Source organism: Bacillus sp. HNG, from assembly GCF_003400205.1.
Taxonomy (GTDB): domain Bacteria; phylum Bacillota; class Bacilli; order Bacillales; family Bacillaceae_L; genus Ferdinandcohnia.
Genome location: NZ_QUQV01000002.1, coordinates 459,117 through 481,100, shown reverse-complemented (window position 1 = coordinate 481,100; position 21,984 = coordinate 459,117). Strand labels below are relative to the sequence as shown.

19 protein-coding genes are annotated in these 21,984 nt (G+C 37.0%); 15 read left to right on the top strand and 4 right to left on the bottom strand.

The features are described from left to right. Window positions 1-186: 186 nt before the first annotated feature. From DZB84_RS05645 to DZB84_RS05615, 7 genes are read left to right on the top strand one after another with little or no spacing between them, the layout of a single operon-like run. Window positions 187-1,188, top strand: a complete 1,002-nt coding sequence (locus DZB84_RS05645; protein ID WP_116351279.1) for an ABC transporter permease — start codon at window positions 187-189, stop codon at window positions 1,186-1,188. Between the two features lie 22 nt (window positions 1,189-1,210). Then, complete coding sequence (locus DZB84_RS05640) at window positions 1,211-2,086, top strand: carbohydrate ABC transporter permease (RefSeq protein ID WP_116351278.1); 876 nt, start codon at window positions 1,211-1,213, stop codon at window positions 2,084-2,086. A gap of 51 nt (window positions 2,087-2,137) precedes the next feature. Then, window positions 2,138-3,253, top strand: a complete 1,116-nt coding sequence (locus DZB84_RS05635) for a hypothetical protein (RefSeq protein ID WP_116351277.1) — start codon at window positions 2,138-2,140, stop codon at window positions 3,251-3,253. Window positions 3,254-3,277: 24 nt separating this feature from the next. Then, window positions 3,278-4,810 carry a glycoside hydrolase family 28 protein gene (locus DZB84_RS05630; RefSeq protein ID WP_116351276.1) on the top strand — a complete coding sequence of 511 codons (1,533 nt, stop codon included), beginning with the start codon at window positions 3,278-3,280 and terminating at the stop codon, window positions 4,808-4,810. Window positions 4,811-4,851: 41 nt separating this feature from the next. Then, entirely contained in the window at window positions 4,852-5,871 is a 1,020-nt protein-coding gene (locus DZB84_RS05625) for an alpha/beta hydrolase family protein (protein WP_116351275.1), read from the top strand. A 38-nt stretch (window positions 5,872-5,909) separates the two neighbouring features. Next, window positions 5,910-7,463, top strand: coding sequence for a glycoside hydrolase family 43 protein (locus tag DZB84_RS05620; RefSeq protein ID WP_116351274.1), 1,554 nt, complete (start codon window positions 5,910-5,912; stop codon window positions 7,461-7,463). Between the two features lie 15 nt (window positions 7,464-7,478). Continuing rightward, a complete protein-coding gene (locus tag DZB84_RS05615; protein WP_116351273.1) occupies window positions 7,479-9,032 on the top strand; it encodes a glycoside hydrolase family 43 protein in 1,554 nt (517 codons plus the stop codon). A gap of 32 nt (window positions 9,033-9,064) precedes the next feature. On the opposite strand, the gene DZB84_RS05610 is transcribed toward DZB84_RS05615, so the two are convergent. Together DZB84_RS05610 and DZB84_RS05605 are read right to left on the bottom strand one after the other, a co-directional pair. Continuing rightward, window positions 9,065-9,964: a pectinesterase family protein gene (locus DZB84_RS05610; RefSeq protein WP_116351272.1), complete on the bottom strand. Its 900-nt coding sequence runs from the start codon at window positions 9,962-9,964 to the stop codon at window positions 9,065-9,067. Window positions 9,965-10,093: 129 nt separating this feature from the next. Next, complete coding sequence (locus tag DZB84_RS05605; protein ID WP_116351271.1) at window positions 10,094-12,397, bottom strand: helix-turn-helix domain-containing protein; 2,304 nt, start codon at window positions 12,395-12,397, stop codon at window positions 10,094-10,096. Window positions 12,398-12,691: 294 nt separating this feature from the next. Here DZB84_RS05605 and DZB84_RS05600 point away from each other — a divergent pair, with 294 nt between their 5' ends. The 8 genes from DZB84_RS05600 to modA all read left to right on the top strand — a co-directional run bounded on the left by DZB84_RS05600 (window position 12,692) and on the right by modA (window position 20,422). Further along, window positions 12,692-13,810 carry a glycoside hydrolase family 88/105 protein gene (locus DZB84_RS05600; RefSeq protein WP_116351270.1) on the top strand — a complete coding sequence of 373 codons (1,119 nt, stop codon included), beginning with the start codon at window positions 12,692-12,694 and terminating at the stop codon, window positions 13,808-13,810. Next, window positions 13,811-15,106, top strand: coding sequence for a Gfo/Idh/MocA family protein (locus DZB84_RS05595; RefSeq protein ID WP_116351269.1), 1,296 nt, complete (start codon window positions 13,811-13,813; stop codon window positions 15,104-15,106). 23 nt (window positions 15,107-15,129) lie between these two features. After that, a complete protein-coding gene (locus tag DZB84_RS05590) occupies window positions 15,130-15,789 on the top strand; it encodes a YesL family protein (protein WP_116351268.1) in 660 nt (219 codons plus the stop codon). Window positions 15,790-15,803: 14 nt separating this feature from the next. Then, entirely contained in the window at window positions 15,804-16,478 is a 675-nt protein-coding gene (locus tag DZB84_RS05585) for a rhamnogalacturonan acetylesterase (RefSeq protein ID WP_116351267.1), read from the top strand. A gap of 13 nt (window positions 16,479-16,491) precedes the next feature. Next, window positions 16,492-17,331: a sugar phosphate isomerase/epimerase family protein gene (locus tag DZB84_RS05580; protein ID WP_317616354.1), complete on the top strand. Its 840-nt coding sequence runs from the start codon at window positions 16,492-16,494 to the stop codon at window positions 17,329-17,331. Window positions 17,332-17,384: 53 nt separating this feature from the next. Continuing rightward, a complete protein-coding gene (locus DZB84_RS05575; protein WP_116351266.1) occupies window positions 17,385-18,029 on the top strand; it encodes a hypothetical protein in 645 nt (214 codons plus the stop codon). A 77-nt stretch (window positions 18,030-18,106) separates the two neighbouring features. After that, on the top strand, window positions 18,107-19,600 hold the full coding sequence (locus DZB84_RS05570) for a tagaturonate epimerase family protein (protein WP_116351265.1): 1,494 nt from the start codon (window positions 18,107-18,109) through the stop codon (window positions 19,598-19,600). Between the two features lie 51 nt (window positions 19,601-19,651). Continuing rightward, window positions 19,652-20,422, top strand: coding sequence for a molybdate ABC transporter substrate-binding protein (gene modA, locus DZB84_RS05565; protein WP_116351264.1), 771 nt, complete (start codon window positions 19,652-19,654; stop codon window positions 20,420-20,422). A gap of 40 nt (window positions 20,423-20,462) precedes the next feature. On the opposite strand, the gene DZB84_RS05560 is transcribed toward modA, so the two are convergent. Together DZB84_RS05560 and DZB84_RS05555 are read right to left on the bottom strand one after the other, a co-directional pair. Continuing rightward, window positions 20,463-20,708, bottom strand: a complete 246-nt coding sequence (locus tag DZB84_RS05560) for a helix-turn-helix transcriptional regulator (protein ID WP_223254384.1) — start codon at window positions 20,706-20,708, stop codon at window positions 20,463-20,465. A gap of 271 nt (window positions 20,709-20,979) precedes the next feature. After that, the gene (locus tag DZB84_RS05555) at window positions 20,980-21,795 is read right to left on the bottom strand and encodes a bifunctional hydroxymethylpyrimidine kinase/phosphomethylpyrimidine kinase (protein WP_116351263.1); all 816 of its coding nucleotides are present in this window, start codon (window positions 21,793-21,795) and stop codon (window positions 20,980-20,982) included. Window positions 21,796-21,984 lie beyond the last annotated feature (189 nt).

Here is a 21,984-nt window from a genome sequence, read left to right as displayed (position 1 = left end):
AGTCGTCTAAACTACCACAATGTAATGAGTATATGAAACTTTGATTATTTACGATATATAAAAAGATTTACAAAATAAAAGTATAAGGTTTTTTTCATATCGGTAACATCAAAAACTCCTATTGTATTTGCTTGCACAAACCTTTAGCAAATACGTAAAAGATTACAAATTAAAGATGAAAGGAAGATGAGGGTGAAATCAGAAATAGTTATTGAACAAAGCAGTCAAACCGAACTAACGGCACAAAAGACAACTGTTAGACCTGATTTGCAACGAAGTTTTAAAGCCGAAATAAAAAGGCGCATATTTAAAAATAAACTATTATATTTGATGATTCTACCAGGTTTGCTGTATTTACTTATTTACAAATATGTTCCTATGTTTGGTCTCGTGATCTCGTTTCAGAATTATAAACCATATCAAGGGATTTTGGGAAGTGAATGGGTAGGGTTTGAACACTTTATCCGTTTGTTCTCAGATTCGGATTTTTGGATGATATTACGAAATACACTTGTCCTTTTTGGATTGCATATTTTTATAGCGTTTCCAATTCCGATTATTCTAGCTTTAATGCTTAATGAGGTTAAAAATCTTTTCTTTAAAAGAACGATTCAGTCACTAATTTATATTCCCCACTTTATGAGCTGGGTCATTATTGTTTCAATCAGCTTTGTTCTATTAACAATGGACGGTGGATTAATCAATGAATTATTAGTGAGTCTAGGGATGGATAAAATAAACTTCTTAATGAACTCGGATTGGTTCAGACCTATTTATATTACTCAAGTTGTATGGCAAAGTGCCGGATGGGGAACAATCATATATTTAGCTGCTATCTCCGGGGTAGATCCTGGATTATATGAAGCTGCGAAAATGGACGGAGCAAGTAAATTACGTCAAATCTGGCATATTACATTACCGGCAATTCGACCAGTTATCATTGTGCTTCTTATCCTAAAAATCGGAGATGTGTTAGAGCTTGGTTTCGAGCATGTTTATCTATTATTAAATGCTTCAAACCGAAACGTTGCTGAAATTTTTGATACGTATGTATATGTAACTGGATTATTACAGGGTCAATATAGCTACAGTACAGCTGTCGGTTTATTTAAAGGGCTAGTTGGTTTAATCCTTGTTGTCTTTGCAAACAGAATGGCAAAGAAATTTGGGGAAGAAGGTATCTATTAGAAAGAGGAAAGGGAGTGAGAGAATGGTCGGAGAAAAACAACTCGGCAGCCGCATTTTCCGTTTAGGAAATAATTTATTACTTGTATTGATAGCACTTACAATGGTTCTACCATTTATTCATGTGATCGCAGCTTCGTTTACTACCAGTGCAGAGTTAGCAGATAAGCGTTTTGTCTTGTTTCCAACTGTATTTAGTTTAGATGCCTATAAATATATATTCTCAACGAATACAATCTTTAAGGCATTATTCGTTTCAATTGGAGTGACACTCATCGGTACATTATGGAGTATGTTTATTTCATTATTAACAGCTTATGGGTTATCACGTAAGGACCTAATCGGTAGAAGACAAATCTTGTTCTTATTCGTATTCACTATGTTATTTAGTGGTGGTATGATTCCGACTTTCTTAATTGTTAAAAACACGGGTTTACTAGATAGCTATGCTGCGTTAATCGTACCAGTCACCATCAACGTTTTTAATATGATTATTTTACGAAGCTTTATCATGGGTTTACCAGAAGGTTTAATCGAGTCAGCTAAAATTGATGGCTGTAACGACTTTGGGGTCCTATTTAGAATTGTTATGCCTATCTCTAAGCCGGCCCTTGCAACCGTGTCTTTATTCTATGCTGTTGCCTACTGGAACACATACATGCATGCAATTCTTTATATCAATGATGCGGCCAAATGGCCAATTCAAGTCTTACTAAGACAGATTGTTGTTCTCGCTAGTGGACTTAGCTATGATAGCTCAGAATTTACAAATATCCCACCGCCAGATATTACAATCAAAATGGCCGTTATTGTTGTAGCAACAATCCCGGTATTAATGGTTTATCCGTTCCTACAAAAATACTTCACAAAAGGAGCTATGCTTGGCTCAATGAAGGAGTAGTTTAATAGGACTATACCAAATCTAAAAATTTAATATAAAGGTGAGCTGTAGATGAATTTTACCAATTCCTTTGAGAAATTAGATTCTCTATTTGATGGATTTTTTGAATGGTTGGCAGGCCAATATGATCCGATTACAGGAGGGTTTTATTATGCAAAAAGTTCTATATCTGATAGCTCCTTTACACCTGATATCGAATCAACTGCCCAAGCCTTAAACATTTTATCGCGAAATGAATTACTGACGAAAATGCCCGTAGAATTACGGGCAAAATTTGTTTCTTTTTTTCAAAATAAACAAGACCCTGAAACAGGTTATTTTCTAGATGAAAACCCACATATGAAAGATGATGAAGTAATGGTGAGCAGAGCCTTCAATTATTCTATTAACTCATTAGATCGTTTAGGTGGTTCACCTTTATATCCATCACCTGTTGAACTTAATCAAGCCCCCCATTATGTAAATTCAGAAGAAGAATACGTAAAAAAGTGGAAGAGTATTAGTTTAGTGAATAGTTGGCGCGGCTGTGATTTATTAGCATCATCATGCATGTACATCGGGCAGATGGAGCAAGAAAAACAGGAAAAAATGATTCAAATTGCTGAAAAGTACTTAGAAAGCATCCAAGATCGACAAACAGGTCTTTGGGGAGAAGGCAGCATGTATGTACGGATCTCAGGGACGTTCAAGCTTCATACATTCTATCATAAGTTCGGATTAACGATGCCAAGGGTTGAGAAAATGTACCAAAGCATCCTTCACTGCTTACGCACGGAAACAGCAAAGGATATGTGCTATATCAGGAATCCTATCGATTTGTTGTCCTATATTAATGTAGAGATACCAGGGCACGAACTTGAAGAAATTGTCCAAATTACAGTTGATAACATTGAAAAACTAAAGCGTCCTGATGGTGGTTTCTCAAGAGAGATTGACGATTCACCATCTGCACCAAATGTTGCTCAGGTTAAAGCGGACGAGTTTTATCCAGATATGCCTGTTGCCGTTCATTTAGGTAAGGGTTTATATGAAGGGGATATGAATGCCGGAACCCAAACGACCTTAATTCGATTGCAATTACACAAACTAGCTGGTAAAAAGGTAATCCCTATTAATGGTTCTGGAAGATTTTATGAACTCGTTGAAAATAGATTACAAGAGAAATAGTAAATCATTGTTGGAGGGAAGAGAATGGCTTTTTTAGACATTACACAATTAGGAGCGATTGGGGATAATCACACAGACCATACAGAGATTTTTGCGCAAGCCATTAATCAGGCTGCCAAAAATGGTGGAGGAACTGTATATGTACCTGCTGGAACTTATTTAACAGGGCCGATCGTCCTTAAAAGTAATATTACCCTTTACTTAGAAGCAGGCGCTACAATCCGTTTTTTTGATGATTTTGATCGCTACCAACCTGTTAAAACCCGTTGGTCAGGCTATGAGTGTTATGGCTATTCTCCATTAATTTATGGAGATCAACTTCACAACGTCACAATTAAAGGGGAAGGTTCCTTCGATGGGCAAGGGAAAGCTTGGTGGTTAATTAATAGACAGCTTCGTAAGAATAGCAGAGCATACTCCTCAGAAACGACAGAACGAATTGCCGGGCTTAATCAAGATTTTATGGAACCGATTGATACGAATTTAGTAGAATGGGATTCACAATTCTTACGTCCACCATTATTGCAATTGATGAATTGTCAGCATGTCACAATAGAAGGTGTCACATTAAAAAATTCACCATTTTGGAATACACATCTCGTTTATTGCGACCATGTTACTGTCCATAATGTAACGTTTGAAAATCCCGCAGACACACCAAATGGTGACGGATTTGACATTGACTCTTGTTCGAATGTACGTGTTTCAGACTGCCACTTTGCTGTGGGTGATGACTGCCTCGTTTTAAAGTCGGGTATAAATGAAGACGGTAGAAGAGTAGGAAAACCAACAGAAAATGTGGTTGTAACGAACTGTACAATGCACCATGGACATGGCGGAATCGTTCTTGGAAGTGAAATGTCCGGTGGAATTAAAAATGTAACCATATCGAACTGCACATTTATTGGAACAGACCGCGGGGTACGGATTAAAACAAATCGTGAACGTGGCGGCTATGTGAAAAACATCCTCGTGAATAATATTTATATGGAGGATGTATTATGTCCAATTGCAATCAATTCATTTTATCGCCATGGTGTGAATGAGAACGACCCGACAGTGAATAGTCTTCAGAAGCAACCAATAACTGAAAAAACACCAGAAATCGAACATATCCAAATTAGTCATATCACAGCTAAAAACTGTCGAGCAGCTGCAGGATTTATTTATGGACTTCCGGAACGACCAGTTAAAGATATATCCATCCATCATTCTACAATTGAAATGACCCTTGACCCAAAAGAAAAAGGTGGAGAGCCAGACATGGTTCAAGAAGAATTGGTGATGGCAGGAGCGGGAATCTTCGGCAAGTATATTTCAAATCTAGATATTCATCATGTACGTGTAGAAACCCGTCAAGGTGCAGGACTGCAAGTCGAGGATAGTGAGCATGTTACGATTGATCATTTTTCAATGAGAAACCAAAATGAGTCCACACCAGTAATCGTTTTAAACCAAGTTGAAAACAAAAATATTAATGGTACCGCAACGCAAATGGCGAGCAAGAATTATGTGAAAGTTAACGAGTCAAATCGTGTTTTAAAACAAGATTTATAATTTTTTTATAGTTGTGTTTTAAAGGAATTGGAGGGATTAACATGTGGGTAATCCATCAATTTTTGGATGAATTATATCAAGATACAGTAAAAAGGAATCCAAAAACCTATGATGAAGATTGGCAATCGTCATTAACTTTAAAATTTCAAGAGTTACTTGGGTCTTTTAAGAGTGATGTATCACTTCAACCCACAATAATCGAACAAAAGGTTTATGACCAATATACAAGATACAGTATAGAAATTACGACACTACCAAGTGTTAGGTTACAGATGTATGTCCTAGTTCCAAACAATCTGAAAGGGAAAAAAGCCCCAGCGATCCTTGCTTTGCATGGTCATGGATACGGAAACAAAGATATTGTCGGTCTAGACCCATCTGGTAATGATCGAAAAGGTGATCCAGGGTTACATAAGGATTTTGCAATCGAACTTGTTAAACGGGGATTTGTTGTGATGGCTCCGGAACTAATCGGTTTTGGAGAACGAACTTATTCGATTGATAAGCGCCAATCACCTTCCGATAATTCCTGTTATTCATTGGCAAGCCAATTGCTCCTTTTTGGTAAGACGCTTGCCGGACTTCGTGTCTTTGAATGTCAAAGAGTATTAGATTTTATGGAAGATTTTAAGGAAGTAGATTCTAGCCGCATTGGCTGTATGGGGATATCTGGAGGGGGACTTATTGCTGCCTTCACAACCATTCTTGATAAACGGATACAGGCAACTGCTATATCAGGCTATACCAACACATTCAAAGGAAGCATCATGAATAGAAGACATTGTTTAGACAATTATATACCAGGAATCCTGCAGTACGCAGAAATGCCTGAGTTAATCGCCTTAATGGTACCTCGTCCGTTATTTATTGAGTCAGGAAAAATGGATCACCTTTTTCCTGTAAAAGAAACAGAAAAGGCCATTAAAGATATTAAAAGCATTTACTCTGAACGTAATGTTGACCACCTTGTAAAATGGCATCTATTTGAAGGTGGTCACGAAATATGTGGAGATCAATCTTTTGAATGGTTATGTTCAACTTTGAATCCAGAAGAACAGTAAACGTACATTTTAATAACTTGTGTGGAGTTGAATCGTACATGACAGAAACTAAGAAGAGTCCTGCTGTTCAAAAAGTGTGGCAAGCCGATTTAGAAAATGGAATGTTTCAAAACCCAATTTTACATGCAGATTACTCAGACCCAGACGTTATTCGTGTTGGCAAAGATTATTATATGGTTTCATCAAGCTTTCATATGACGCCTTGTTTACCCATTTTGCATTCAACTGATCTTGTTAACTGGAAAATTATCAATCATGTTGCGGAAACATTACCTTTTGAAAGCTATGATAAACCACGTCATGGCGATGGGGTGTGGGCGCCCAGTCTTCGATATCACAATGAAAAGTTTTGGGTGTTTTTTGGTGCGCCAGATGAAGGGATTTTTATGAGTACGGCAGATGATCCAGCTGGGGAATGGACGCCCCTACATTTAGTTAAGAAAGTAAAGGGGTGGATTGATACTTGTCCATTTTGGGATGATGATGGTCAGGCTTACCTTGTGAGTGCTTTTGCAAGAAGTAGAATTGGGTTTAAAAGTATTCTTCATATAAGTCGAATGAAGCCGGATGGAACAGCGCTGCTGGACGATGGGGTCCATGTGTTTGATGGTTGTGAAAACCATCCGACGATAGAAGGCCCCAAATTGTACAAACGTAATGGCTATTATTATATTTTTGCACCTGCTGGCGGAGTTGCAACGGGTTGGCAAACTATTCTTCGCTCTAAAAATATCTTCGGTCCTTATGAAGACAAAATTGTGTTACATCAAGGAAATACGAATATAAATGGCCCCCATCAAGGCGGGTGGGTTGAGACAGAAACAGGAGAATCATGGTTTGTTCATTTTCAGGATAAGGGAGCATACGGTCGAATTGTTCATCTCCAGCCAATGGATTGGGAAAATGATTGGCCAGTGATGGGGCAAAATCAAAACAAGGATGGTGTAGGTGAACCTGTTCTTCAATGGAAAAAGCCAGGAACTCTAGTAGATTCAGAGATTACAGTTCCTGACATGAGTGATGATTTTAGTTTGAATCAATTAGGACTTCAATGGCAATGGCAAGCAAATCGTAAATCTCATTGGTATGAATTAAAGGATGGTATGCTGCGATTGCACGCAATCGGACACCCTGGTGAAACAAATCTTTATCATATCCCAAATATCATGACTCAGAAATTTCCTGCTGAAACCTTTAAAGTAACAACAAAACTAAGAGTTGCTCCCGAATCAGAGCAAGACCAAGCGGGCCTACTAATTTTAGGAAGACAATATGCTTCGATTACCATAAAACAGACCGGCGAACAGTTAGGCGTTTTTTATTTGACTGGAGATGAGGAGAAGCTTCAAAGTGAAGTCTATGTTGGGAATTTGGGTGGGAATGAACTATATCTACATGTAGAAGTAAAAGAAGGCGCGATGTGTAGCTTTAGTTATAGTCAGGATGGAGTCACCTATAAGATGATAGAGGATGCATTTGAGGCCACTCCAGGAAAATGGGTAGGTGCTCAAATTGGAATCTACTGTTGTAACAGCGAACATGAATTTAGCAAAGGGTACGTAGATTTCGACTATTTTACTGTTCACAAATAAAGGGGAGAATTTTTTATGTCTACGTTCAAAAACCCAGTTATTCCAGGATTTTACCCGGACCCGTCGATTTGTCGAGTCGGAGATGTGTATTATCTCGTTACATCTACTTTTGAATATTTTCCTGGGATTCCCATTTTCAAAAGTAAGGATTTAGTAAATTGGAGTCAAATCGGGCATGTTCTAACCCGACCAAGCCAACTAAATTTGGATGGAACACCGAATTCAAAAGGCATTTATGCAGCAACAATTCGATATCACAAAGGTATTTTTTATGTCATTACTACTTTTGTCGAAAGTCAGACGGGTGCAAGAAGAAATTTCTTTGTTACAGCTGAGAACCCTGAAGGTCCGTGGTCTGACCCATATTGGTTAGATGACTGTCCTGGTATTGATACATCTTTATTTTTTGATGATGATGGAAAAGTATATGTTACAGCAAATCGGCGCCCGCCAGGTGGTCAGCTATACCCAAAACATATGGAAATTTGGCTGCAGGAATTAGACCTAGAAACGAAGCAATTAACCGGAGAGAAGTATAGTCTTTGGGACGGGGCATTGAAGTATATTCATGCCCAGGAAGCCCCACATATTTATAAAGTGGATGGTAAGTACTATTTATTAATTGCAGAAGGTGGTACAGGCTTTACCCATTCAGTAACGGTTGCCCGAAGTGAATCAATTACAGGACCCTATGAAGGCGCCAAAACAAATCCGATTTTGACACATCGTCATTTAGGAAGAGAATACCCAATCGCGAATGTAGGGCATGGAGATCTAGTTGAAACAACTAATGGTGAATGGTGGATGGTTTGTTTGGGGTCACGTCCATACGGAGGCATGTATCGCAACCTAGGCAGGGAGTCTTTTCTTGTTCCTCTTAAATGGGAAGAGGGGTGGCCCGTTGTCAATCCAGGAAAAGGGATTGTTGAAATGGAAGGGGTCAAACCCAATTTAAAAGAAAAAAGATGGCCAACAGAGCCTGCTTGTGATCATTTTGATCTTCCGGAATTACGGATGCAATGGAATTTTATCCGCACACCAAGAGAGGATTTTTGGTCTTTAGACGAACGCCCGGGCTATTTACGATTACACTTAAAGTCTGAAAGGATAACAGAAGATGTTAACCCGGCTTTTATTGGACGTAGACAATGTCATATCAACTTTGCAGCTCGAACAAAAATGGAATTTACTCCAACCAATAGAAATGAGGTAGCAGGATTAGTTTTACTGCAAAATACTGATTTTCACTACCGGGTTGAATGCACACAATCAGAGATTCGATTAGTGAAGAGAGAAGCAGGGGAGGAAGAACTCCTCGCATTACAACCGTATCAACATCAAAAGGTCTTTTTAAAAGTAGAGGCATATGGACAGTCCTATCATTTTTATTTTGCAGAAGAACAAGAAAAGTGGGAAGTCCTTAAGGAAGACGTTGATGGGAGAATATTAAGTACAGATGTTGCTGGAGGATTTACTGGTGCATATATGGGAATGTATGCAAGTTCCAATGGAACAGATTCATCCAACTATGCTGACTTTGATTATTTCGAATACATCGGTTTAAAGTAATAACTAAAAAAATAAGCTCCCAAATCGGGAGCTTATTTAGGTAACCATGTATCTTTTAAATAGAAAATATTTTCCATTGTGTACTTGGCAACTTGCTCTTCTGTTAATTGTTTAGCCCAACGAACCCTTCCAGAGGATTCACTTCCAGGTCCAGTGCTATCAAATTCAAAATAACGAGCGGTTTTTTCATTTTCTTCATTTCGCCAATTATCCCAACCATCTGGATGGATATGCTCACCCATCCAAGTATTAATAAATACTGTATGAGCATATGGTCGCCATGGACGGCCTAAAAAAACTCCAGTGGCTTCCTTTTCACCTGTTAGCTTACAGTTTTTAAAGCAAAAGCCAAATTCCTTTTCCTCTGGTGTGGAAGCAGCGGTAATATAGCCTTTCCGCAAACTATGAATCGTGCAATCTTCAAAAACAGCAACACTTGACCCAAAGATAAAATCAACATGACCTTCAATATAACAATTAGAAAAATAATGCCGACCCTTCGAGGTGTATAGTGTGTCTTGGTTTGCTAAAAGTCTAACATGGTTAAAGCTACATTTGTCGCCAGCTACATATAACGCAAGTGCTTGGCCGATTTCATCACCGAAACCAGCGACGTTTTGAATCGTTAGCTGTTCCAAGTGGAAGAGGTCTGCAAAGGCATGGAAAACAGCTGTTTCAAATGTACCGATTTCCACGCCATTTTTATTTTTCATACGGGCATATTTACTTCCAGAGATGATTGTTTTGTTTTCTCCTGCACCAACGATAGTGATAGTAGGTTTGTTTTCTGGAACGGTAATGATTTCCTCATATATGCCTTCTTTTACATCAATCCACACTGGTTCCAATGGAAAGACCCGAACGGAATCAATTGCAGCTTGAATGGTTGTAAAATCCCCATCACCATTTTGAGAGACTACCATTTTTTGCATGAGTGTATCTCCTTTTCTAATGTCTAGCTCCAGTGCCTAGCCAGATTTTACTTTGAATAGGTTTTGCGAGTATCTTGCAAGAAGCTTAGCTTTGAGTAGCTAGAGGTCACAATTCCTGGCTAGTCAAGGCTAATTTGCTCTTACGGATTCACGGTATTTACCAGGTGTTGTTCCTTCGATTTTCTTAAACGAGCGAATAAAATTCTGGGAGTTATTAAAGTTTAGTTTATCTGAAATATCTTTGACAGAGATGTCCGTTTCAGCGAGCCATTTTTTCGCCATATTAATTCGATACATGGATAAATATTCACTAAACGAAATGTTCATTTCCTTTCTAAATATACTACTTAAATAGTTCGGGTTATAGTGAAGTCGATTCGCAATCATATCCAGTGTAATGTTAGATTCAAATTCTTCATGGATAATATGAACAATGTTTTCTGAAATAGATTTATATTGTGATTCAGCACGATCCTCAATTTTTTGAAGAAGAGGGTCGATTATTACGTTAATAAACCATTCCTTTACATCTTCCCTTGATTTCAATTCATAGATTTTTTCAAAAATAGAACGGTTGTCTTCTAAATCAAGAACATTGATTGCCAAAGTATGCATTAACTCTATTAAATCACTTAAAAATCGAACTAAAGAAATCTGGTATTGAACATGATTTAAATCCTCGGAAAAGATTTCATCAATTAACTCGTTTAGTAAGCTATATACTTTTTCTTTATCGTTTACCTTAATTGAATCGAATAGTTCATTTTCAACCCGTTTAGGGAAATAGGTGTGTAGCCCTTTTCCGATTTCAAGATTTTCAAAAAAGATAATCGATTCCGTGCCATATTTAAGTGTGTATTTAAGCGCCTCTAGACATTCTTTATAGGCTGTTCTTGTCTCTAAAACATCTTTAAAAGGTTCACTTACTCCGATACTAATTGGAATACTGTATTCTTCTCTTACCCTTTTCTGAATTCTTTCAGCAATATCATTTACATACTGATTAAACTCAATTTTTGATTCAATATTGCTGAGTAATAGGGTGACTTGGGTTTGTTTATTAACAGTTGGTGACATTCGCTCATCGCTTGGGATTAGTTCTTCCACAAGACCATTGATTACAAATAATAATACATCTTCTTCCTTTGATTTGTAGGAAGTACCCTCAAGGCTGTCAATTTGAACTGTTAAAACACTAAGCCATTTAAAATCCAAATTATACCCATAATATTGCATTCTACCCTCAAGTTCTTCTTCATTAACTTTACCGGTTAAAAGCCGGTGCATGAAAAATTGCTTTAGCTGACTAATTTGGTTTTGTAATGATTTTTCCAAGAAATCGTTTTGCTTTAGCATGTCTTTCACATGATTCTCGATAAAGACAAATTCATTCCTGTCTTTGCTTTCTTCTTTATTTGTGAGTGAATGTAAAATGACATTTTGCAGTTGTTTAATAGGTTGATAGATTAGTTTACTTCCAAATAACGCTAATAATAAAGAAATACCTGCAATCAATAATGTGATGGCTAGCGTCAACCATCCAATTGATCTTGATTGCGCAGCTAATTCATTAAGCTCAACAATGGAAACATAAATCCAGCCATTGTAAAACGATTTTCGATAGGTAAATAGATAATCTGTATTGTTTGATGTAATCGTAAATTGACCAGAATCATTTTCAAGAGTTGTGTTTTCAGTAATGACATCACTATATTCGAAGGCTTGTCCAATTTTTTGCAGATCATTGTGAAGGACAACGCTTTCATTTTCATCTAGGATGTAGAATTTTTCTAAAGAATCGTCCTTCTGTAAAATATCACGAAAACTACATGTTGGAATATTTGCGATTATCATCCCTGTTGTATTAGATGAGATAATCGGGATTTTTTTAATTAAATTTAAATTGTAACCGCAGGCACGAGAAGCAACCTTTTTGTACAGTGGCTCTTTTGAATTCTCTTCTAAAAGCCAGACAGAGCTTGTCCTAAGGGAAAGATAGCGATCTGAAATTTCCTGAAGTTGAGGTTCAGAAAGTCGTTGCAACCCATAGTTGTTTACAAGCCAGTCGTTTTCAAGACTAATCAGTGCAACATCTGTTAAACGAGTATCGAATGTTTGTTGATGACTAAGGTCGTCTCTGAGCTGGTTATAAAGTTGGAACTGTCTTGTTGTAAGTGGCTCCCTTAATGATTCAATTATTTTAGATGAGGATGCTAATTGAGTTAAGGACTGATCCACTGACTTAATTACTTGCTCAACATTTGTTTGAATTTGATACACGCTATGCTCTTTTTCTTTTGCAACATAATTTTCTACAACAGAGGTAGAACGAATGAAAGAAAATATTCCAACAACGACGACAGGTATAATGGCTAGTATGCTAGCAAATAAAATCATCCTATGGAAGAAACTTCCGGGTAACTTAAATTTCATGTAATCACTCCAAACTATTCAAATGAGAGGGGAATTAATAAAAATGTAACATCCCTGTAATATTTGAATGTCCTTTTATTATAGATGTACTTTTAAATAAATTGAATAATCATTATGTCACATTGTGTTCATAATATTAGAATGTTTCTACTAAACTCATGGGATTATGGTCTTATTTAAAAGTAAATTAAATGATTATAGTTATTATTTTATAAATATCCTATCATGAAATCAGGAGGTTTGTTACCGTTTACAAATTTTACAAATGATCACTATGAGAAAGGGTGTTGATTCTTGAATAACACAAAAATTGAAAAATCACCTTTATATTTTGCGAAAAAAACATGTGATACACTGATGAAAAAATTCACTCCTGAGGAGCTTCCACCTGGTGGACGTTGGCATTATCACCAAGGTGTATTTTTATGTGGGATGGACTTAGTTTATAACAAAACAGGTGAACAGAAATATTATGATTATTTAAAGTCATATGTTGATCACAATATCGATGACAATGGGAATTTATTATTTGCGAGAGATGAACTAGATTCTATTCAAGCGGGACTCTTATTGTTCCCATTATATAAAGCTACTGGTCTAAAAAAATATGAACTAGCAGCTCGTCGTTTACGTCATATTTTTTCGACATTAAATCTTACGAATGAAGGTGGATTTTGGCATAAGGACAAGTATCCATATCAAATGTGGTTGGATGGTTTATATATGGGTGGACCATTCGCTCTACACTTTGCACAAAATTTCAATGAGCCTGAATTAATCGATATGGTTATTCATCAAGAAAAATTAATGCGTAAGTATACAAAGAGTGAAGCGACTGGCTTATATCATCACGGCTGGGATGAAAAATGCGTTCAACCATGGGCTCGTCCAGATGGAAAAGCTCCAGAAATTTGGGGGCGTGCACTTGGTTGGTATGGATTAGCTGTTATTGACATGATTGACCTTTTACCTGAAGACCATCCACATAAAGAAGAGTGGATTGTATTAATTCAAGATTATGTTCGCGATATCGTGAAATATCAGGATGAAAAAACAGGTCTATGGTACCAAGTCATTGATAAAGGTAACCTTGAAGACAATTGGCTCGAAACTTCTGCTTCTAGTCTATTTGTTTATGTGATTGCAAAAGCTGTTTCGAAAAAATATGTGGGGGAAGAATTTGCTGCACTGGCCACGAAGGCTTACGAAGGATTACTCAAACATAAAATCAAAGAAACAGAAGATGGAAACTTAATCATTGATGATATTGTAATCGGTACTTCAATCGGAGTATATGATTATTATATCAATCGTGAGCGAAGTCATAATGATTTACATGGTGCAGGTGCGTTTATCATGGCTAGTATGGAAATGGAAAAATTACTAACTCAACATGCGGGGGTTACTTTATAAATGAAGAGATATGCTGTTTGTGGATTAAGTAACAGAGCATTAAAAATGTTTATTCCACCATTACTAGAAAAATTCGCAAAGCAAAGTGAGATTGTTGGATTATTAGATAGTGATGAGTACCGTATTGAATTATGTAAGGAAAAATTTCCAGTCTTGGCCCAAACCCCTTCATACCAACCAGATCAAATCGAACAAATGATTAAAGAAACGAAGCCGGACAGTATCATTGTTGTAAGTCGCGATAACACACATATCGATTATATTTTAAAAGCGCTCGAACATGATGTGGATGTAATCACCGAAAAGCCGATGGTTACAACAGCTAACGATGCAGCAAAAGTGATGGAGGCAGAAAAGATAAGTAAAGGTAAAGTGACAGTAGCGTTTAATTATCGCTACAGTCCATACCACCGAAAAATTAAAGAGCTTGTTTTAGAAGGCAAAATTGGAAGAGTAACTTCAGTTGATTTGAATTGGTATATCGACACTTATCATGGAGCAAGTTACTTTAAGCGTTGGAATCGAAAGCGTGAGTTATCTGGTGGGCTTTCCATTCATAAATCTACACATCATTTTGACTTGGTAAATTGGTGGATAGACCAATATCCAGAAGAAGTTTTTGCTCATGGTGCCTTACATTATTATGGACCAAATGGTGAGCTTAACCCAGATCCAACTACAGATAATCGATTTTGTGGTACCTGTGATGTCAGAGACAAATGTGATTATTATGTTAGATGGAATCCTCGTGAATTTTCAGAGGTTGTAGAAGATGATCACTTAAACATGGGTGAACATAAGGATAATACCTATACCAATTATCGGCCTGATGCTTGTATTTTTGATTCAGAGATTAACATTGAGGATACGTATACAGCGACAGTAAAATATAATAAAGGTGCTTTATTAAGCTATTCCATAAATTTCTCAACTCCATTCGAAGGCTATCGTTTAGCTATCAATGGAACAAAGGGGAGGATTGAAACTCAAGAATTCCATGCGCCAAGTAGGGTTCCATTTGAAGTTCCTGAACAAACAATTGATTTTTACCCGTTATTTGGCTCAAAGGAAATCATTCACGTTGTTAAAACAGCTGGTGGTCATGGTGGTGGTGACCCTATATTAATTCACGATTTGTATCAGGGAATTGATCCACGACGCCATTATGAAATTTTAGCAGGTGCTGAGGCAGGCGCCTATTCGATTGCGCTTGGAGAAGCGGTTTGGAAATCCGTACTGGAACATAAACCTATCTCTATTAATCAATTATTAAAAAGCTATCAAGGTCAAATATAAGAAATCAGAAAGGGGACAGACGTATGCTAGGAGGATTGGATAGTCCATTTTATAAATGGTGCGGGGTCATCTCCCGTTTAGTCTATTTAAATTTGCTATGGCTTCTATTTACAGTAGTAGGACTTGTTATTGCTGGCTTTGTACCTGCTACAGTAGCCCTTTTTGCAGTAACTAGAAAATGGATTATGGGAGAAGAGGATATCCCTGTTTTCTCAACATTTTGGAGTGTATACAAAAAGGAATTTTTAAAATCCAACCTCCTAGGACTGACCCTATTCATCGTTGGATATATTTTATATGTCGATCTTGTGTTTCTTCCGACCACGAGCGCTATATACATTGTGATTCGGTACGCATTAATCGCGATTAGTTCGGTTTTTATCGTCATTCTACTTTATATTTTTCCTATTTATGTACACTTTAATGGAACGATAAAAACCTATTTGAAACACGCCGTCATGTATGGCTTATCATATCCTCTTGTTACGTTTTCAATGGTAATCGGAATAATTATACTTTATGTCGGCTTTTCCTATGTTCCATCGCTCATTCCTTTCTTGAGCGCAAGTATCCTAGCCTATCTGATCATGTGGCTGTCTATCAAGGTATTTGCAAGAATAGAAGAAAAAGTAAACGGAAAAACCGAAGTCAAATCAGACAAGAGCGAACCTAGTTTTCGATAGATGAAGGTGACAAGATGAAAAACATTCATATCTATATTGCAGGAGATTCAACTGTATCCGATTGTCCTCCGAACGAAGAACCAAGAGCAGGTTGGGGACAGGTGCTTCATCATTATTTTCTTGACAATGTCATCGTCCACAACCTAGCCATAGGAGGAAGAAGTTCCAAAAGTTTTATTGATGAAAAAAGACTTGAAACAATCCTGAATGAAATCCAACCGAACGACTACCTCTTTATTCAATTCGGACATAATGATCAAAAACAGGACCAGCGAAGAACGGAGCCATATTCATCGTACCAGTCTTATCTTACGCAATATATTCGTGGAGCAAGGGAGAAAAAAGCAATTCCAGTTTTAATTACCTCCATGCATCGAAGGACTTTTCATGAAAATGGAAAAATTATCAACAGTCTTGGAGAGTATCCAAAGGCGATGATGGCTTTGGCGAAGGAGCAACAAGTAAGTCTCATTGATTTATGGAATGAGTCTAAACAACTATATGAATCATTAGGACCCGAAAAGTGTAAAGACCTTTTTATTTGGTTTGATCCTGGTGAACATCCAAACTATCCAGATGGAATCAGTGATGACACGCATTTTCGCGTGGAGGGGGCATATAAGTTTGCCAGTATTATTGCCAAAGAAATAAAAGAAGGAGTTCCAAGTCTAGCAAAATATGTAAAGTAAAGAAGGTGCTCATATGATGAATCTAGGTATTCGAGCTCATGATGTAAAGGCAAGCTCCTTGGATGAACTTGTTCAAACGATAGCCAAAAAGGGATTATCATCTGTGCAATTGGCATTGGCGAAATCGTTTCCAGACCTTAACACGAGCTTGGGGAGTCTTTCTCCGGGCTTTGGTAGATATATAGGGAAGGCTTTTCAACAAAAAAACATCGAAATTGCTGTCCTTGGCTGTTATATTAATATGATTCATCCCGACCTTAAGGAACGACAAAAAGCATTAGACCGTTTTAAGGAACATATCCGTTTTGCGAGAGATTTTGGTTGTAGTGTCGTCGGAACGGAAACAGGTAATGTTCATGCGAAAATGGGATTTACGGTAGATAATTTTCAAGAAAAACCTTTCTCAGATGTAGTAGAAAGTGTGAAAGAGCTTGTTAAAGAAGCGAAGGAATTTGGTGTCATCGTCGGGATAGAGGCGGGAGTTAATCATCCTGTTTATAATCCAAGTCGTTTAAAACGATTATTGGATGAAGTGAATTCACATAATCTTCAAGTCATCTTTGATCCGGTCAATTTATTAACAGTCGAAAATTATCATCTTCAGGATGAAATCTTCGAGGAAGCAATTGAACTTTTTGGGGATCGAATCATTATTGTTCATTGTAAAGATTTTGTGGTCGAAGAAGGTAGGCTGAAATTTGCACCTCCAGGAAAAGGCCTTTTAAACTATGATTTAGTTATGAAATTAATCAAGCCGAAAAAACCTTACATCCAATTTCTCCTTGAAAGTACAACGGAACCATTTATTGATGACAGTATTGCATTTTTACAAGAAAAATATGAAAATGCATAATAACAGGTAAATTTTCCTAGCATACACATCTTGCTTGAAGGGACGTAAGGAATTTGAGGGAAAAAGGAAAGGTCAAAGAATTGTTTGCTGCAATGAGTACTGCAGAAAAGGCTAAGTATATTTGGGAGTATTATAGATATTATTTGTTTGCATTTTTATTAATAGTCGCTGTTACTGTCTTTCTAGTAAGTAACCATTCTCAAAAAAAGGAGCCTGCACTTTCCATTTTCGTTTTAGGGGATTTAGTAGATTCGAATGAGATCAATAAAATCGCTCAAAAGCTAAATGAAGAAATTCTTTCGGATGAAGAAAGAAAAACACATGAAGTATCGATTCAAGTTATCCCATATGCACCGGATGCAGCAGATTTTAATATTGTAATGGCTGCTTTGCAAAAGGTTTCCGCGGAAATTTCCACAGGAGACCTCGATGTTCTGTTCATTGATAAAAAACAATTTGAGATGATGAATCATGATCAATATTTCTATAGTCAAAATGAATTGGTAGATAATACTCTTCCAGTTGATGAAGAATTTTTATATTTTGATAACAAGAATCAAATAACCGGAATTGATAGTTCAGCAGTACCACTATTTAAAGAAGCAATTGATGATTCTGATATGGTAATGGGAGTGCTTGTGAATTCTCAAAAAATAGAAAAAACGAAGAAGCTTTTTAAAGTTTTATTTATGAATTAACCAATTTTTTATTAACAATTCTAGTATATTACGATATTATTTTAATAGAATGGCATTAATTTTAGGAGGCTATATCCATGGAGCAATTAAAACAGCTAGTTGAAGCTTTAAAAAACGAAAGCGTTTTCGAGTATGTGGGTGACGTTAAGGTATATGAAAAATCTCTAACACACCTCGATAATGTAAGCCTTATCATGGTGAGAGATTCACAACAAAAATGGATTCTTGCAACTGGCGAAGGTGCTTTATATGATGAATTAGAGGGGACAGTAGTTGCTGAAAATGGCAAAGCATGTCCATTAACACATGAAAATCGTCTTGTATTAAACCGTTATTTTGAATATACAGTACCAAGAGCTTTCGGTACAAAAATGGCAACTATGGGACTTGGTGACCGTCTAGGGCTCGCTTCTCCAGGACATATTGAAACCGTTCGCAACCATAGCGTAAAGCCAATTCTAGCTCAACAAAGTATTCGTGAATTAACATTGACCAACCGAACAATGAATGATGTGATTGATGCTGCTAGCTTTGCTGTTTTTCAAGAAGGCTATACAGGCGGATTTGGTGCAGATGGCGACCATTTAAAGGAAGAAGAAGATATTAAAATGGCGTTGTCGCTTGGAATGTCAATGCTTACATTAGACTGCTCAGACCATATTCAAAACCGTGTAGAAGGTTTGACAGAAGACGAAATCAGTGCTGAATTTGATAACCTTCCAGAAGAAACAAAGAATCATTATCATGAACTTTATGTAAATAAAGAATTTGATGTTAATGGCATAGATATTGCGTTTGACGAAAAAATCGTCAAGAAATTTGTATTGTTATATGGAAACGCTTTAGATTATATGGTTCATATTCATAACACATATATTGTAAATGCTGGTCGTGATATTGATTTTGAAATTTCGATTGATGAAACGGAAACCGTTACTTCACCGGCAGCACATTTCTTTGTAGCAAATGAACTTCAAAAACGTGGTGTAACTGTAACAAGCCTTGCTCCAAGATTCTGTGGTGAGTTCCAAAAGGGAATTGATTATATCGGGGATATCGAACAATTCGAAAAAGAATTACGTGAGCATGCGTTAATTGCAGAATACTTCGCTTATAAATTAAGTATTCACTCTGGTAGTGATAAATTTACAGCGTTTCCAATTATCGCGAAATATACAAACGGTGTTCTTCACGTAAAAACTGCTGGTACAAACTGGCTTGAAGCGGTTCGTGTGATTGCGAAGGTAAAACCAAACCTTTATCGAAGAATGCACGCATATGCACTAGAACATTTAGATGAAGCACTTAAGTATTATCATATTACACCAGATATGAGTACAATACTTCCACTTGATACGGTTGCGGATGCCGATCTTCCTGAATATATGAATAATGATGCAGCAAGACAGGTTATTCACGTGACATACGGATTATTACTGACAGCAAAAGGTGAAGATGGTAACCATATTTTTAAGGATGAATTCTTCAACACGTTAAATGATAGAGAAGAAGAGTATCGTCAAGGTCTAGTAAAACACATTGGTAAGCACGTTGAATTATTAAACCTATAATTGTTCAAAAACACCTTCCTTTTAGTTATACTAACTAGGGGAAGGTGTTTTATGTATAGATTCATGTTTTTACTCATACTTGGCTTATTTTTAAATGGATGTGGGTCTCCTGAGGTAAATGATGATGTTGAGAGGTTTGAAATTACTGTTTCTGCTGCAGCGAGCATGCAAAATGTACTCGAAGAATTAAAGAAAAATTTTGAAGAGAAACATTCAACAATAGATATCTCCTTTAATTTTGGGGCATCAGGTGCACTTGCTCAACAAATTTCACAGGGTGCACCAGTAGATTTGTTTTTATCCGCGTCACTAGAGAAATTTAATGCTTTAAGGGACGACGGCCTAATTCATGATAAATATGAACAAAACTTAATCGGTAATGAAATTGTCTTAATTACTCCGAAGGAAAACAATAACAATATTAAATCGGTGGAAGATTTGAAAAAGGCAGAGCGAATTTCAATCGGTATACCAGAAATTGTACCTGCAGGAGCATATGCAAAAGAAGCATTAAACAATATGGGGCTGTGGAATACAATTGAAAATCAGCTTATTCTTGCTAAGGATGTTCGGCAAGTACTTACATATGTAGAAACAGAAAATGTTGATGCAGGATTTGTTTATAAAACAGATACGCAAACGTCAGATCAGATTCAAGTTATCACGAGTGTGGACTCTAAATTCCATTCACCCATTATCTATCCAATCGGGGTTATTAAATCTTCGAAGCATGTAGAAGAAGCAACACTACTTTATGAATACTTATCAAGTGAGGAAGCCATAACCTTATTCGAGGAATATGGTTTTACAAGAATCCAATAAAAAAGCAATTGGCGCACATGTCCAATTGCTTTTTCTTATCTTACATATAAGGATGTACGCCCTTTGCTACTTCTTGAACGATGGATGCAAGGGATGATATTTGTTGATCATCTAAATTAAAAGACTCTTTGATTTTCGTTTCAAGGTTGTTTGTAATTCTGCGTTTGCCAACTTCGACAAGAGCAATTAACGCAAAGCTGCAATTTACTGCTTTAGCAAAATCCCGTTGAGTCATGTTGTTCCTTTTGCGTAAAAATTTCACGATCTCTTTGTTAATCCCAGGCATATTTACACACTCCTTACCTATGGCTTTTTACAAGTGAATACATGGATTGAACAATCTATTATTCTATGATATTCACAATATTACCATCATCTTTAAAATTCGTCTAGGCAGGTTTTTGGGATGCACAGTTCCATGCGTACCGGCTCTCAGGTCTAAACCAATCGCTAAGGAAGGTAACAAACACCTTCTGTCATACTTATCCCTTAAGACTCCGCGTTTTGCGCTTTTTCCTTTGCCTAAGATTAGAAAAGCTGTAGAGTTTTTCTACAGCTTAGTTATCACCGTAAAGTCGACGTGCAGCATGATTTGTTGGACCAACATACTCATTTAGCTGGAAGGAATGACGAATGGCAGCTGTAATGAATTTCTTCGCTTCATATATGGCTTCCTTTACATCTAATCCTTTTGCAAGTCCTGCTGCAATCGCAGCGGAAGAAGTGCAGCCTGCGCCGTGGGTATATGTTGTTTCAAAACGGTCGCCTTCAAGGACCTCTATTTCCTTTCCATCATATAAAACATCTACTGCTTTATCGTGTTTTAGCTTTCCGCCACCTTTTACGAGTACATATTTTGCACCAAGGTCATGTATCTTAACTGCAGCTTCTTTCATCTGGTCAATCGTTGTAATAGAACCAATTCCACTTAGTTGGCCAGCTTCAAATAAATTTGGAGTAATGACGGTTGCAAGTGGAGTAAGTATTTCTCTAAGAGCAACGGCATGGTCTGGGAATAGAACTTCGTCTTCGCCCTTACAAACCATTACAGGGTCAACCACAAATTTTTGAAGATTATGTTTCCTTACCGCATCTGCAGCAATTTCAATAATATCAACAGTAGGAAGCATTCCTGTCTTCGCCGCATCAACACCAATGCCATCAAGGATTGTTGCTAATTGTGCCTTAATGATATCATGGTCAACGGGAAACACTTGGTGATTCCAACGATTATTTGGGTCCATTGCAACAATTACAGTTAAGGCGGACATGCCATAAACCCCATTTTCTTGGAATGTCTTTAAGTCGGCTTGAAGTCCTGCTCCACCACTGCTATCAGAACCTGCAATTGTTAATGCTTTTGGTAAACTCATATTTGAAACCCCCATCCAAAAAGTTTGACATGATTATTATATATCAATTGTCAAGAATAGATATATTATTGTAGAAAAAAACCGAATTTACAACTTTACAATATAAGGAAGGTATAAAACGTTGATTTAGTATTAAAAAATTTGATACAATACACTGATGTAAGAGAAAAAAGTGTAATTCGATCCTAA